Origin of the sequence: Bradyrhizobium sp. 191, assembly GCF_023100985.1 — a bacterium.
GTDB lineage: Bacteria > Pseudomonadota > Alphaproteobacteria > Rhizobiales > Xanthobacteraceae > Bradyrhizobium > Bradyrhizobium diversitatis.
On sequence record NZ_CP064692.1, the window covers coordinates 1,870,736 to 1,884,684 of the forward strand.

12 protein-coding genes are annotated in these 13,949 nt (G+C 63.5%); 6 read left to right on the forward strand and 6 right to left on the reverse strand.

All coding sequences use genetic code 11. The annotated features are described in order from the left end of the window. The first annotated feature begins 140 nt into the window (after positions 1-140). Positions 141-518, forward strand: coding sequence for a hypothetical protein (locus IVB23_RS08610; protein WP_197969343.1), 378 nt, complete (start codon positions 141-143; stop codon positions 516-518). A gap of 66 nt (positions 519-584) precedes the next feature. Continuing rightward, complete coding sequence (locus IVB23_RS08615) at positions 585-2,858, forward strand: hypothetical protein (protein ID WP_247803225.1); 2,274 nt, start codon at positions 585-587, stop codon at positions 2,856-2,858. Between the two features lie 236 nt (positions 2,859-3,094). Here the strand turns inward: IVB23_RS08615 and IVB23_RS08620 are convergent, their stop codons facing one another. From IVB23_RS08620 to IVB23_RS08645, 6 genes are all read right to left on the reverse strand, one after another. Beyond that, entirely contained in the window at positions 3,095-4,312 is a 1,218-nt protein-coding gene (locus IVB23_RS08620) for an acyl-CoA dehydrogenase family protein (protein WP_247803226.1), read from the reverse strand. Positions 4,313-4,484: 172 nt separating this feature from the next. Beyond that, a complete protein-coding gene (locus IVB23_RS08625; RefSeq protein WP_061878089.1) occupies positions 4,485-5,696 on the reverse strand; it encodes an ABC transporter substrate-binding protein in 1,212 nt (403 codons plus the stop codon). Positions 5,697-5,902: 206 nt separating this feature from the next. Beyond that, positions 5,903-6,478, reverse strand: coding sequence for an HdeD family acid-resistance protein (locus tag IVB23_RS08630; RefSeq protein WP_061878090.1), 576 nt, complete (start codon positions 6,476-6,478; stop codon positions 5,903-5,905). Positions 6,479-6,624: 146 nt separating this feature from the next. After that, a complete protein-coding gene (locus IVB23_RS08635) occupies positions 6,625-7,521 on the reverse strand; it encodes an alpha/beta hydrolase (RefSeq protein ID WP_247803227.1) in 897 nt (298 codons plus the stop codon). A gap of 36 nt (positions 7,522-7,557) precedes the next feature. Continuing rightward, a complete protein-coding gene (locus IVB23_RS08640; protein WP_061878646.1) occupies positions 7,558-8,385 on the reverse strand; it encodes an HD domain-containing protein in 828 nt (275 codons plus the stop codon). Positions 8,386-8,610: 225 nt separating this feature from the next. Then, positions 8,611-9,510 (reverse strand): LysR family transcriptional regulator, encoded by a 900-nt coding sequence (locus IVB23_RS08645; RefSeq protein ID WP_247803228.1) that lies wholly within the window; start codon positions 9,508-9,510, stop codon positions 8,611-8,613. A 144-nt stretch (positions 9,511-9,654) separates the two neighbouring features. On the opposite strand from IVB23_RS08645, the gene IVB23_RS08650 reads away from it, so the two are divergent. The 4 genes from IVB23_RS08650 to IVB23_RS08665 are packed head-to-tail and all read left to right on the forward strand — an operon-like array spanning position 9,655 to position 13,888. Next, positions 9,655-10,806 (forward strand): ABC transporter ATP-binding protein, encoded by a 1,152-nt coding sequence (locus tag IVB23_RS08650; protein ID WP_247804802.1) that lies wholly within the window; start codon positions 9,655-9,657, stop codon positions 10,804-10,806. Continuing rightward, positions 10,799-11,746 carry a sugar ABC transporter permease gene (locus tag IVB23_RS08655; RefSeq protein WP_247803229.1) on the forward strand — a complete coding sequence of 316 codons (948 nt, stop codon included), beginning with the start codon at positions 10,799-10,801 and terminating at the stop codon, positions 11,744-11,746. Before IVB23_RS08650 ends, IVB23_RS08655 begins: the two co-directional genes overlap by 8 nt. Continuing rightward, a complete protein-coding gene (locus IVB23_RS08660; RefSeq protein WP_247803230.1) occupies positions 11,743-12,579 on the forward strand; it encodes a carbohydrate ABC transporter permease in 837 nt (278 codons plus the stop codon). The genes IVB23_RS08655 and IVB23_RS08660 overlap by 4 nt, the downstream gene beginning before the upstream one ends. A gap of 28 nt (positions 12,580-12,607) precedes the next feature. Further along, a complete protein-coding gene (locus IVB23_RS08665; protein WP_247803231.1) occupies positions 12,608-13,888 on the forward strand; it encodes an ABC transporter substrate-binding protein in 1,281 nt (426 codons plus the stop codon). Positions 13,889-13,949 lie beyond the last annotated feature (61 nt).

The following is a 13,949-nucleotide window of genomic DNA, read 5'->3' on the forward strand; positions in this document are numbered from 1 at the left end:
GGCTGCCCCTCGTCGGATCGTCTGCCTGCGAGCGCTGAAAGTTCGGGCAACTCAATTACTGGTCGTTTTCATGCGCTGTCACAATTCCGCTCTATTGCTTTTCCGCAATGCCGGGACTTTTGGTGATTTGGAGAGTGACGATGTCTTTCCAAGAACAGCTTGAGGCCTGCTGGGGGCGTCTTTTCCGAGTGATCGGCAAGCAGGGGGCCATTGCGCTTCCCCTTGGCGCGATCAGCTACATCCTGCTCCTCCTCGTCGGCATCTATGGTCTCTTTCACGGCTGGCCTCCCACCGCAAAGCGCTGGATTGCCCTAAAGGGCTTTTATGGCTTGCTCACGATAGCCGCGCCCTTCTTTTTCTTTTGTGAGTATGTTTTCCGATCGGAACGTCGCGTTCACGAAGATCCTACGAAGCGAGCCACGCGTTTGCTGGAGTTGAAGAACCTTCAGGACCAGGGGCGAGCCGTCTGGCTGGCCTGCGCGACAGTCATTGGACTGATCATCTTCAAAGGAGCCTAAGTTCAATCGGATGACTTTCGCCGAAGCGGCGATTCATCTCGCGATCATGAATATTCGGGCGTCGCAATGCGAACGATCATCGTCTCGTTCTGGTCCGGCCTGATTCGGCTCTGGGAGATGTTGCTCTACCGCGCGTGGATCAGCACGTTTGCACTTGCAATGCTTGTCTTGCTTTTGTGCTTCAGCGGCCAGACGCGAGAGCTGCTCGGGGGCCTCAACTTCGCACTCACTCCAAGACATTGGGTCAGATGGATCGGCGCAGATTCACAAACCATCGGTTGGACCCTGTATGGAGCGTTCTGGCTGAGTGCAGTCATTGTCGCGGCGGCGCTGTCGATTACAACTCTTCTGCTCGGGAATTTGCCGCTCCGCCGCTGTCAGCAACGGAGCCGTTCCGAGCAAGCTGAGCCGCTTGTCGGACTCGTTGCGGCGCTCATATTCGTCGGCAGTTTGGCCCTTATCCACTATGCGTTCATGTACGCAAAAGTGCCTAGTTTCTTTCCCAAACAGGCAGTTCCAGGAGCCATTTCGCTCGTCATAGCACTTGGCTATGGGGTCTTTTGCTTGCGATCGAACGATCCGCATTGTGAGACAGCGGCCCTCGCCTTCATCGTCTCTGCCATCGCGACCTTCGTATGGATGACGATGGACGAAAGATCACGAAGTGAGGACGATCTCGTCGCCGCGTTGATAAGTATGTTTACGCCGCTCGCCGCGGCTCTCTTGACGATTTGGGCACGACGTCACATTCCTGCACACCTCTATCCCTCGACCAAGGTCACAACCTGCCTTCTGGTCGGCATCATTTCGCTCATGGCGACCGCCCGGATCGCCCTGTCTTACGGATTGTTGCAAACAGCCGTCTGGAGTGTTGGCAGCATTCCGGTCGTCTTCCTCTTCTTTGCGTGGGCGTGCGTCTCCGTTGCTCTCCTCATGGTGCTCACGCATCGGCTGACCGGGGTGCGAGGCATCGATCCCGTTTTGGCCATTCTGTTGATTGCGGTGTTGGTGCTCAACACCCAAGAGAAATACGGACGAGAGGAACTGGAGCTCTTGGCGCCCTCCGCCGCGACGAGCGGAGACTGGGCCGTGGTCGATCGACCCGGCGTGCAGCTTGCCATTTACGCCGATGGCGGAGGTCTTCGGGCTGCGATGTTCACCGCCCAGGTGCTTGCCATGGCCGACGACTCGACATGCGGAAAGTTTGGAGAGCATGTTTTCGCTGCCAGCGGCGTATCTGGAGGCAGTCTTGGCATCGCCATCTGGGCGGTCCTGCGTCAAGACTACAAGCAGGCACAAGGCGATAAAGCGTGGTCCGACTGCCGGCCCGGCAAGGCTTTCGGATCGCCGACGAGCGACCTCGTCTACGGCGTGCTCGCACAAGACCATCTATCCAAGGTGCTCGCCGGATTGTTGACGGGCGATCTGTTCTTGCCATGGGGCAACGCAGTCCGAGGGCAAGCTCTGCTCGATAGCTGGCAACAGTCGATCCTGGAAGCTTTCGGCTACAAGGAAATTTCCGGCGCTGTCGGTCTCGCCCGACGTCTCAGCAGTGTTCACGCAGGCAATTCAGACCGGCCGCCCTATTTGCTGTTTTCGACGACGAATGTGCAGACCGGACAGCGGACTGCGTGGTCAAATGCCCCGTGGTGGAATGCGCGGGCGGGTCTCGACGACATTCCGGTCGGAATTGCCGTGCTCAATAGCGCCCGTTTTCCGGTCATTTCTCCGGCCGGGGTCGCAACGAAGAACGGCCAGGAGATCCACGTCGTCGACGGGGGCTATTTTGATAATTCGGGCGCGGCGACGTTGCGCGCATTTTTGAGCAACAGCCCAAACGTCAAGAAGCCGGCAGAATTGAAGATCGTGCGCCTGAACGGCAACACCCGTCCTTCGGATCATCGATGCGCCGCCTGGCAGCAGGCGCTTCGCGACAAAGGGTATTCCCGCTGGTTCTTTTATCCACCGATCCGATGGGAACCTGAGAGCGAGAGCCTGCTGGCGCGACTGTTCAGATGGTCCGGGTTACGCGCCTATGTGAGAGCGCGGGATGCTCATACGGACGAAGCGGTGGAGATCACACCTCCCGAGCGCACCTATGATCTCGACTATTATCGAGATTTCCAGATGCGCTGCGGCCGGAACTTGCATACGGCAAGCGCTTCCCAGAAGCTATTCCCGCCATTGAGATGTGTCAGACGCAACGAAGAAATTTGCCTCACGGCGCAACATGCGGCCGAGACGCCACTGGGATGGTACTTAACTCTGGGTGCAGCCGACCAGATCAGCAATCTGGCTGCCGAGCAGGCGAAGGAGCTGATCGGGCTCATCTTCCCATAGTGATCGACAAGGCGGTCCATCACCCCGCACCGCCTGCGATCGCCCTAGTCCGGCCACGGGCGTCCAAATAGGATGCGCTCCTGCATTGCCGCGAAGCTCGCCTCCGTATTCGTCCTGTCCATCAACCGGACGCGCTTGCTCCGGCCAAATTTTCCGACGAGGCCGCACGGCCATTGGCCGGCGCCGCGCTGCCATCGCCGATCAAGCCGACATCGAGGAGCGACTGGAATAAGCCGTCACGCCATGCCCACTCCGCCCCGCCGGATCAGCTCCTTGCCCAGCGCGGCGAGATGCACCTGGTCCGGCCCGTCGCCGATGCGGATGAAGCGGGCGTAGACGTAGGCACGCGCGAGGAACGTATCCTGCGAGACGCCGGCGGCGCCGTGGATCTGGATGGCGCGGTCGATGACACGGGCCGCCATGCTGGGGACCACGATCTTGGCGGCGGCAATCAGGTCGCGCGCGGCCTTGTTGCTCTCGCGGTCCATCTTGTCGGCGGCCTGCAAGGTGAGCAGTCGCGCCTGCGCGATCTCGCAGAAGGAGTGCGCGATGTCCTCGCGCACCGAGCCTTGCTCGGCCAGCGGCTTGCCGAAGGCGACGCGCGAGACCGCGCGCTGGCACATCAATTCCAGCGCGCGCTGGGCGCAGCCGATCAGCCGCATGCAGTGGTGGATGCGGCCGGGGCCCAGCCTGCCTTGCGCGATCTCGAAGCCGCGGCCTTCGCCGAGCAAAATGTTCTCCACGGGCACGCGGACATTCTCGTAGACGATCTCGGGGTGTCCGACCGGCGCATCGTCGTAGCCGTAAGTGAGCATGTCGCGGACGATGCGCACGCCCGGGGTATTCTTCGGCACCAGGATCATCGATTGCTGGCGATGGCGGTCGGGATGATCCGGCGCAGTCTTGCCCATCACGATCAGAATCTCGCAATCCTCGTTCATCGCGCCTGACGTGAACCATTTGCGGCCGTTGACGACATAGTCGCCGCCGTCGCGGCGGATCTCGCACTGGATGTTGGTGGCATCGCTGGAGGCGACCTGCGGCTCCGTCATCGAGAAGCCGGAGCGGATGCGTCCCTCCAGCAGCGGCTTCAGCCAGCGCTCCTGCTGCGCTGGCGTGCCGTAATTGGCGAGCACCTCCATGTTGCCGACATCGGGGGCCGAGCAATTGAACACCTCGGGCGCCCAGAGAATGCGGCCCATGATCTCCTTCACCGGCGCATATTCGAGATTGGTCAGGCCCGGGCCATGCTCACCTGACAGGAACAGGTTCCAGAGCCCCTGCTCCCGCGCCAGCCGCTTCAGGTCCTGCAAGACAGGCGGCGTCTTGTAGCGCGATGCTTCCGGCTTGACCTGCTCGTAATAGAGCTCCTCGACCGGCTCGACATGCGCCCGCATGAACTGGCGAACGCGGTCCTGGAGCTCGAGCGAACGGGCGGAGTGTTGAAAGTCCATGCTGGTCTCCTTCTTCCTTCTCCCCTTGTGGGAGAAGGTGGCGCGAAGCGCCGGATGAGGGGTTCTCTCTGCCGGCAACACCATTCGTGAGGATCGAGACCCCTCACCCGGCTGCGCTTCGCGCATGCACCCTCTTCCACAAGAGGAGAGGGTGCACCACCTCCTCGGCCTCTCACGTCCCGCGCAACAGCTCGCTCGCCACGACCCAGTCGTTGCCGTCGAACTGGAGCATGTAGCCGTCCTTGATGGGGCGGAAATCCTGCGGCGTGGTGTTGAGGGTGATGCCGGGCATCAACAGCGACAGCGGCACGTTCTTCAGGTTGGCGGCCTCCGCCATGATGTTCTCGCGCGTCAGATTGTCCTTGCACTGCCTCAGCAGCACCACCAGCGCCTCGGCGACGGTGTAGCCATAGAGGCCGGCGACGTTGTTGACGTCGGCATTGGGCAGACGGCGCTTCATGAAATCGATATAGGCCGTCATCGCCGGATCGTCCTTGGGCTCGGCGACGAACGGCTTGAGCGAGCCGAGCGACAGCACGCCCTTGCCCGCGTCGAGGCCGGCCGGCACCATCACGGTCGCCTTGTTGGCGCAGCCGCTGGCGATGAAGCGCGTCGGCTTCCAGCCGACCTCATGGGCTTTCCGGATCGCCTGCGCGCAGGCGCGCGGCGTCACCGAATAGATCAGGAAGACGTCGGCCTTGGTATTGGCCAGCGTCAGCACCTGGGAATCGACGGTGGGGTCGGCGACCTCGAAGCTCGAGGCCATCGCGATCGCCTTGTCGGCCTCAGTGCCGAGCGCCTCCTTGACGCCGCGCAGATATTCCTTGCCGGCATCGTCGTTCTGATAGAGCACCGCGAAGCGCGCGTTCGGGTTCTTGGCGCGGGCATAGGCGACGTCGATCGCGGCCTCGCTGGTGTAGTTCGGCGCCCAGGGCAGCGCCATCGACCAGGGCATGTTGGCCGGATCGTTCCACTTCGAGGCCGAGCTGATCAAGAAAAGCTGCGGCACCTTGTTGCTGTTGAGATACTTCGCGATGGCCGAGCTCGGTGCGGTGCCCATGGTCGCGAAGATGAAGGCAACGCCATCGCCCTCGACGAGGCGCCGCGCCGCTTCCATGGTCTTGGGCGGAGAGAAGGCATCGTCGAGCGAGATCAGATTGAGCTTGCGGCCGCCAACTCCGCCCTTCTCGTTGATCTCGTCGAAATAGGCGGAGATCACCCTGCCCGTGATGCTGAGCGGCGAGGCCGGGCCGCTATAGGGCATGGTGTTGCCGATCTTGATCTCGGTGTCGCTGACGCCGGGACCGTAGGACTTTTGCGCGAAAACGGGCGTGGACAGGCAGCCGGCAGCCAGCGCTGCGGCCAGGGCCAAAGCGGCTCTCATGGTTTCTCCCCGGTGATGATCGCCCGCGCGAGGCGGTCAGCGCCTGCGCGGCGTGCTGCTTTCTTGTCAGCGCGTCAGATCAGCGGAGTTCTGCAAGATGGTCTTGCGTCGAGTTGCTGATGGCCCGCGTCGGCCTGGCGCATGAAGCCATCGCTTCACCTCTCCCGACGGAAGAGATGGAGAGAGAAAGCTGCACGCGCCTGCGCTCAGCCTCGCCGCTTCAGGCCAAAGCCGAGACTGATCCACCCGGCACCGGCCATGATCAGGTCGATACCGAGAAACAGGCCGAGGATGTAGACGCTGTTCACGGGCCAGCGCGCCACGATGAGCAGGCCGAGCAGCAACGTGATCGCGCCGGAGAGCGCAACCCACACCCACGGGCTCTCTCGTTTCATGCTGAAAGCGAGAAACAGCCTGACGGCGCCCGAGGCGATCAGCGATGCTCCCAAAAACAGCGTCAGCAGGACTGCCGCGAGCAGCGGATTCGCGAAGGTCAGGAAGCCGGCGACGATATAGAGCACGCCGAGAAACGCCCAGATCAGGAATTTACCCCAGCTCTTCATCTGGAATGCGCCGATCACCTCGGCGACACCAGCCACGATCATCATCGCGCCAACCACGATCACGCTCGCCACCGTCGCCATCACGACGCTGCCGAGAGCGACGAAGCCGGCGATCAGATAGACGACGCCGAGCGCGACGATCCAGCCCCATTTGGCATGCAGCGCGGCGATGCCCGAACCGAGGCTCGCTTGATGAGATGTATCCGAAGCACTCGTCATGGCCGCCACTCCTGTGCAAAGCCCGGAGGCACAATTCAAGATAGCACGAACCGGACCGGGACGACAGCCAGCAGAACACCCCTCATGGGCAGCAACATTGACGCAAATCAAGATCGAATGCGGCGAATGCGTCTGTGCTGCAATGATCAGGCGCGCTCGGCTGCGTTGCGAATGTCGAGCACGGCCTGGGCCCATTCGGCGGGCCGCTCCTGCGGCAGGTTGTGGCCGGCATCGGTGAAGACGCGCCGCTCGAAAACCCCCTCGAACTTGCGCGCGTGGTGGGCCGTGCCGGGATTGACGCCGTCGCTGTCGCCGTCGATCGCAATCGTCGGAACGCGGATCGGCGGCTGGGCGGCGAGCTTCGCCTCGATCGCGGCATAGGCGGGGTCGCCCGCCACCAGCGCGTAGCGGTGGCGGTAGGAGTGGATCACGACATCGACGAAATCAGGATTGTCGAAGGACACAGCGCTTGTTTCGAACGTCGCGTCGTCGAACGCCCATTTCGGCGACCACATCGCCCAGAGCTGACGGGCAAAGCCGCGGCGGTTGCGCTCCAGCGCGCGGCGGCCGCGTTCGTTGTGGAAGAGATATTGATACCAGAGTGCCGCCTCCTCCGGCGGCGAGGCCGGCTCCATGGCGCGGGCGATGTTCTGGATGTTGTAGGAATTGCCGGAGACGAGCCCGATCACGCGTTCCGGATGGAGCGCCGAGACCACGCAAGCCGCACGCCCGCCCCAATCATAGCCGCCGACGACCGCGCGCTCGATGCCGAGCGCATCCATGAAGGCGAGGAGATCGGCGCCAAGCGCCGCCTGCTCGCCGGACCGCAGCGTCTCCGGGAATCGAAACCGCGTCGGGCCATAGCCGCGCAGCCAGGGCACCAGCACCCGTGCGCCGGCTCGTGCAATGATCGGCGCGGTCTCGGCGTAGGCGTTCACATCGTAGGGAAAGCCATGACCCATGATGCAGGGCCAGCCCTCCGGCGCGCCGTATTCGCGGTAGGCGATGTCGAGGACGTCAGTGGCGATGTTTTTCTGTTGCATGCATGTCTCGCGGAGTGACCGCGATCGTAGCCCGGCCTATCTCTGCGGACCGGACAGCGAGATGTCGCGTTCGGCGCGGAACACGTTGCTGTAGAGGTTGGCGATCCATTGCCGGCCGATCTCGGTCTTGTTGAGATAGCCGATTTCGGTCTGGATGTGCGGTGCGACGCTGTTCCAATAGAATTGCGGGTAGCGATTCACGATGTCGGCGGGCGAATCGTAGCCGAGCTGACGGTTGATGCCGACCTCCTCGAACTCGTAATACAGCGCGTTGGCCTTGCGCAGATAGTTGGGATCGCCGAGCTGGCCGATGAAGTCGGCCGCACGCAGGATCGAGGCTTCGTGGTCATATTCCTGGCCTTCACGGGCGGGAAAGCGCGTCCCTTCGATGGCGCGCGCAATGCGCTCCGGGTCGAGACCGCGGATCGGAGGCAGCCGCCGCAGCACGAACAGTTTCGAGCGATCGACGTGATACATCATCAGACTGGCATCCGATGCACCGCGCGGCAGCGACACCTTGGTCCCGGCCTCGTCGATGATGAAACCGTCTTCGTCATCCTCCGGGAACAGGCCGCGGACATAGCCGATGTCGTGCGCCAGGCAGGCGATCAGGATGTGGAGGTAGTCCTCCGCCGCAAGATGCGCATGGAGATTGCGTCCCGAGAGGATCGCCTGAGCGGCCAAAGTCACGAGCATGGTATGCTCGATGTTGTGGTAGAGCGCGTCGCTGTTGCCGATACACTCCATCGCGGTGCGCGTCGATCCCTCCAGCACCCGGGCGGAAGGTTCGTCGTACCGGCGACGCATGAACCGACCCAGCATCTTCTCCAGGGTTTCGGCAGCCAGTCTCGGTAACGTCATCATGGATGCAGCCTCGTCCGCCGCTGGTGTCCCATGCTCTCTCCCGACGTCATTCTTCTCCTCGACGCAGCGGGGAGCATAGCCCATCTTCGGCCGGGTCACCAAACTCCGAAGCAAAAATACGTAAATATCTTGCCGTCCCGCCGCGCAACATCACGGTTGACGCCACAGTATACCGCAACCAAAGGTGCCGGAGGGCCGGGGTCGACTCCGGGCCCGACTGCCGCATCAGGACGCGGCCAGCATGGCGGCACCTTCGGCCGAGCGCGAAAGACTTCTGGCCAGATAGAACAGCTCGACCAGCTTGCCGCGCTTGCCGGCCAGCGAGAAGATGTATTCGGGCGACTCTGTCTCGATTTCCGCGATCGCCACCTTCGCGATCCGGTCGATGCGGCTCGAGCCGTGCTCCCAGACAAAACCGACACCAAGCCGATTGGCAACCGCCTCCAGCATCCCCTCGCGTGTGTTGACGATGATCGCGGGAGTGGCGCGCAGGTTGACGGCGCGAAGAGCCCTGTCGACGGCGCGCTGGGTCGCGGAATCCCGGGTCCGAAAGACCAGCGGATATTGCACGAGGCCGGCGATGGACACGCGCGATTCACGACTGAGCTCGTGAACGGGATGACAGATCGCCACGACGCGCTGCTGCACGCAGGGCTCGCGCCGGAAGCGGTTGTCCTGCGGCACCTCCGGCAAGACGGCAACGTCGACGCGCTGATCGACCACGGCGGCCATGATCGCCGACCAGCTGCCGATCTCGATGTTGATCTGGATCTTCGGATACAGATTGCGGAACGCCGCGATCAGCGCCATGCCCGGCATGGCGTTGCCAAGCCCGATGCGAAGCTCACCTCCCGTGAGCTCATCGCGCTGCTGCAGGATGGCCAGTGCGTCCGCCTCGATCGCCTGCATGCGGCTCGTCGCTGCGTAGAGCCGGCGGCACAGCGGCGTCGCGATCAGAGTCTGGCCGTGCCGGTCGAACAGCGCAACCGCGAACTCGGCCTCCAGATCGCGCACGAGCTGCGCAACTGACGGCTGGGACACCCCAAGCCGCCTTGCTGCGGCGGCAAAGCTGCCGGTCTCGAACACCGCATTGACCGCCCGCACGCGCGAGGACGTCAACGCCACGACAACAACCCCAAATCGATCTCCGAACCCGGCAAAGGCAAAACCTGGGATGACCATAAGGACGGCCATTGACCGTTATGTGAATGTCAGATGCGCTCCCTACTCCTCATGCGCCGCAACAAGGCCAGCAGGGGACCAGCGCGCATGGCGCAGATCGAGCTTTCCGCAATCCGCAAGTCCTTCGACGGCACGGACGTCCTGAAGGGCATTGATTTCCGAGTTGAGGACGGCGAGTTCATCTCGCTGGTCGGGCCTTCCGGCTGCGGCAAGTCGACCCTGCTCCGCATCATTGCCGGCCTCGAGCCGCAGAATTCCGGCCAAGTCCACATCGACGGCCGCCCCGTGGACGCCATTCGCCCGAGCGCACGCAACCTCGCGATGGTCTTCCAATCCTACGCGCTCTATCCGCATCTGAGTACCTTCGACAACATTGCAGTGCCGCTCAGGATGCGGCGCCTCTCGGCGATCGAACGGCTGCCGCTGCTCGGCAAGCTGCTGCCGGGCCGGCGCGCCAAGGAACGGCACATCCGGGCCGACGTCGAAGGGATCGCCGAGCAGCTCGACATATCTCCATTGCTGCGGCGCAAGCCCGGGCAGTTGTCCGGCGGTCAGCGGCAGCGCGTCGCGGTCGGACGCGCCATGGTGCGCGAGCCGCTGGCTTTCCTGTTCGATGAGCCGCTCTCCAATCTCGACGCAAAGCTGCGTGTCCATATGCGCGCAGAACTCGCCGAGCTGCATCGCCGTCTCAAGGCGACGTTCGTCTACGTCACGCACGACCAGGCCGAGGCGATGACGATGTCGAGCCGGATCGCCGTCATGATGGGCGGTGAATTGATTCAGGCCGGGACGCCTGCGGAGATCTACAACAACCCCGGCGACATCCGTGTCGCCGAATTCATCGGCAGCCCCAAGATCAACGTCCTCCCCGGCCGGATCCGCAAGGACGGCGGCGTCGACGTGCTCGGGACTGCCCTGAAGCTTTCGTGCCAAGCGGCGGCCGGCGAATGCCGCGTCGGCGTCCGCCCGGAGCGGATCGACCTCGGCGCGGGGCCGTTCTCCGGAACCGTGGTCCATCTGGAGAATCTCGGTGCGGAAGCTTTCGTGCACCTTGCGATCGAAGGCGCCGGATTGCGCCTGATCGCACGGCTCGCGGACGTCAGGCAATTGCCTGCGATGGCCAGCTCAATCACCTTCGGTTTCGCGCCCGACGCGGTGCGGATTTTCGATCCGGCCGGGAAACGGATCGAGATCAGACTGGAGCAGCCCGAGCGCGTCCGTGAGCCCGCCCATGTCTGACGGCTCCATGACCATTGGCGCGGCCATCGCTCCGGCAGGCGCGACGAAGCGCACGGTGCAGGCCCATGGCAGCCGGCGGACATACTCCGCTTACGCCCTGGTGACGCCGGCAGCAGTGCTGATGCTGACGATGCTGCTTGGTCCGCTCGCCGGCGTGATCGCCCTCTCCTTCACCGATTATCAGCTCGGCGCGCCGCATTTCTCCTGGATCGGCCTTTCCAATTACCAGGACCTGTTCGCCGACAAGGTGTTCTGGACCGCGCTGCGCAACACGCTGGCTTACGTCGTGATCGTGGTGCCCGGCGCCGTGATCGCAGGCCTTGCCATCGCGCTCCTGATTCAGAGCGGCACCAGCCTGCGCAGCCTCTACCGGACGATCTATTTCCTGCCCGTCATGGCGACCCTGATCGCGATGGCGGTGGTGTGGGAATTCATGCTGCATCCGCAATTCGGCCTGGTGAACGGGCTGCTGCGCGGCGCCGGCCTGCCGGCCTTCGCCTGGCTGCAGGACCGCAGCACCGCCCTCTATGCCCTGTGCGCCATCGGCATCTGGCAGGCGGTCGGCTTCAACATGGTGCTGTTCCTCGCCGGCCTCGTCTCGATCCCGAAGCAACTTTACGAGGCGGCCGAGATCGACGGCGCCTCGAGCGGCTGGGCCCGCTTCCGTCTCGTGACCTGGCCGATGCTGGGGCCGGTCACGACCTTCGTCGTCGTGATCTCCGGCATCCGCTCGTTCCAGGTGTTCGACACCGTGCACGTCTTGACCAAGGGCGGCCCGTCGAAATCCACCGAGGTCCTGATCCACACCATGTACACGGAAGGCTTCGAGTTCTTCCGTTCGGGCTATGCCGCGGCGATCACCGTCGTTTTCCTGGTCTTCGTTCTCCTGCTCACCCTGATCAAATCGAGGCTCGCCGATCGCGGCGTGCACTACACATGAGCTACGCGCATCCCATCCCGTTCCGGGCGATCCTCCGCCACGTGCTGCTGATCGCGGGCGCCGCGCTCATGCTGGCACCCTTCATCTGGATGATCTCGACCGCATCCAAGCCGCAGACCGAGATCTTTTCCAGCGAGCTGCACCTGATCCCGCACGAGTTCGCGCTGGTGGAGAACCTGCGCGAGGCCTTCGCCAAGGCCAATCTGCTGCGCTTCCTGCTCAACGGCGTCATCGTCACGGTCTCGATCTTCGTGCTGCAGGTCATGGTGGCGCTGCCGGCGGCCTACGCGCTGGCAAAGCTTCGCTTCCGCGGCCGCGAGGCGCTGTTCGCGTTGGTCCTGTTCGGGATCCTGATCCCGCCGCAGGCGACCGCGATCCCCGTCTTCCTGATGCTGCACAAGGCCGGCCTGCTCGACAGCTATGCCGCGCTGGTCCTGCCCTTCACGATCTCGGTGTTCGGCATCTTCCTGATGCGCCAGTTCTTCAAGACGGTGCCGGACGATCTCGTCGACGCCGCACGCATGGACGGCATCTCCGAGTTCGGCATCGTCTGGCGGGTGATGCTGCCGGCCGCGATCCCGGCCGTCACCGCCTTCGGCATCTTCTCCGTGGTCGCGCATTGGAACGACTATTTCTGGCCGCTGATCGTGCTCAACAGCGAGCATCTGCGCACGCCGCCGCTTGCGGTCGCGCATTTCCGCAACAACGAGGCCGGCACCAGCTACGGCCCGCTGATGGCCGCGGCGATGGTGATCATCGCGCCGCTCGTCATCGCCTTTCTCTTTGCCCAGCGCCGTTTCATCGAGGGCATCACCCTCACCGGCATCAAGTAACCGCGTCACCTCAAACAGGAGTCTATCCATGCTGAAGTCCATCATCGCCGCGGCGGCTCTGTCGCTCGTGGCCGGATCTGCGCTCGCGCAGACAAAGACCGAGATCGTGATGCAGTATCCCTATCCGGAGCTGTTCACCGAGACGCACAAGCGCATCGCCGAGGAGTTCGCCAAGGTGCACCCGGAGATCAAGGTCACCATGCGCGCGCCTTACGAGTCCTACGAAGACGCCACCCAGAAGGTGCTGCGCGAAGCCGTCACCAACCAGATGCCCGACGTGTCCTTCCAGGGCCTGAACCGCATCCGCGTCCTGGTCGACAAGAACATCCCGGCCGAGCTCGGCGGCTACATCGCGGCCGAGAAGGATTTCGACAAGCAGGGCTTCCACCAGGCGATGTACGACATCGGCACCGCCGGCGGCAAGGTCTACGCCCTGCCCTTCGCGATCTCCCTGCCGATCGTCTACGTCAATCTCGACCTGGTGAAGCAGGCCGGCGGCGACGTGAACAATTTGCCGAAGACCTGGGACGAGCTGATCGCGCTCGCCAGGAAGGTCAAGGCGCTCGGCAACGACACCAACGGCGTCACCTATGCCTGGGACATCACCGGCAACTGGCTGTGGCAGGCGCCGGTGTTCGCGCGCGGCGGCACCATGCTCAATGCCGACGAGACCAAGGTCGCGTTCGACGGGGCGGAAGGCAAGTTCGCCATCAACACGATTGCGCGGCTCGTCAACGAGGGCGGCATGCCCAACCTCGACCAGCCGTCGATGCGCGCGGCGTTCGCGGCCGGCAAGACCGGCTTCCACATCACCTCGACCTCTGACCTCAACAAGGTCACGCAGATGACCGGCGGCAAGTTCGCGCTGAAGACGATCCCGTTCCCGGACGTCGCCTCTCCGAACGGCAGGCTGCCGGCCGGCGGCAATGTCGTACTGATCCTCGCCAAGGACAAGGCCAAGCGCGACGCCGCCTGGGAAGCGGTGAAGTTCTGGACCGGCCCCAAGGGCGCCGCGATCATGGCGGAGACCACCGGCTACATGCCGCCGAACAAGGTCGCCAACGAGGTCTATCTGAAGGACTTCTACGTCAAGAACCCCAACAACTTCACCGCGGTCAGCCAGCTCGCGCTGCTCACCAAATGGTACGCCTTCCCCGGCGACAACGGCCTGAAGATCACTGACGTGATCAAGGATCATCTCAACTCGATCATCTCCGGCGCCCGCGCCAGGGAGCCCGAGGCCGTCCTCGCCGACATGACCGCGGACGTGCAGAAGCTGCTGCCGAAGACGACCGGCGCGGCGCGCTGAGGGTCCTGACAACCGCCGGCGCGGGACGCCATCGGCGCCCCGTGCCGCACCAATGACTGGA

What these genes read in the sequence shown, in the direction of transcription:
- IVB23_RS08615 (WP_247803225.1), top strand. Translation starts at nt 585, where the DNA reads ATGCGAACGATCATCGTCTCGTTCTGGTCCGGCCTGATTCGGCTCTGG.
- IVB23_RS08620 (WP_247803226.1), bottom strand. Translation starts at nt 4,312, where the DNA reads ATGGACTTTCAACACTCCGCCCGTTCGCTCGAGCTCCAGGACCGCGTT.
- IVB23_RS08640 (WP_061878646.1), bottom strand. Translation starts at nt 8,385, where the DNA reads ATGATGACGTTACCGAGACTGGCTGCCGAAACCCTGGAGAAGATGCTG.
- IVB23_RS08625 (WP_061878089.1), bottom strand. Translation starts at nt 5,696, where the DNA reads ATGAGAGCCGCTTTGGCCCTGGCCGCAGCGCTGGCTGCCGGCTGCCTG.
- IVB23_RS08630 (WP_061878090.1), bottom strand. Translation starts at nt 6,478, where the DNA reads ATGACGAGTGCTTCGGATACATCTCATCAAGCGAGCCTCGGTTCGGGC.
- IVB23_RS08655 (WP_247803229.1), top strand. Translation starts at nt 10,799, where the DNA reads ATGTCTGACGGCTCCATGACCATTGGCGCGGCCATCGCTCCGGCAGGC.
- IVB23_RS08665 (WP_247803231.1), top strand. Translation starts at nt 12,608, where the DNA reads ATGCTGAAGTCCATCATCGCCGCGGCGGCTCTGTCGCTCGTGGCCGGA.
- IVB23_RS08650 (WP_247804802.1), top strand. Translation starts at nt 9,655, where the DNA reads ATGGCGCAGATCGAGCTTTCCGCAATCCGCAAGTCCTTCGACGGCACG.
- IVB23_RS08635 (WP_247803227.1), bottom strand. Translation starts at nt 7,521, where the DNA reads ATGCAACAGAAAAACATCGCCACTGACGTCCTCGACATCGCCTACCGC.
- IVB23_RS08610 (WP_197969343.1), top strand. Translation starts at nt 141, where the DNA reads ATGTCTTTCCAAGAACAGCTTGAGGCCTGCTGGGGGCGTCTTTTCCGA.
- IVB23_RS08660 (WP_247803230.1), top strand. Translation starts at nt 11,743, where the DNA reads ATGAGCTACGCGCATCCCATCCCGTTCCGGGCGATCCTCCGCCACGTG.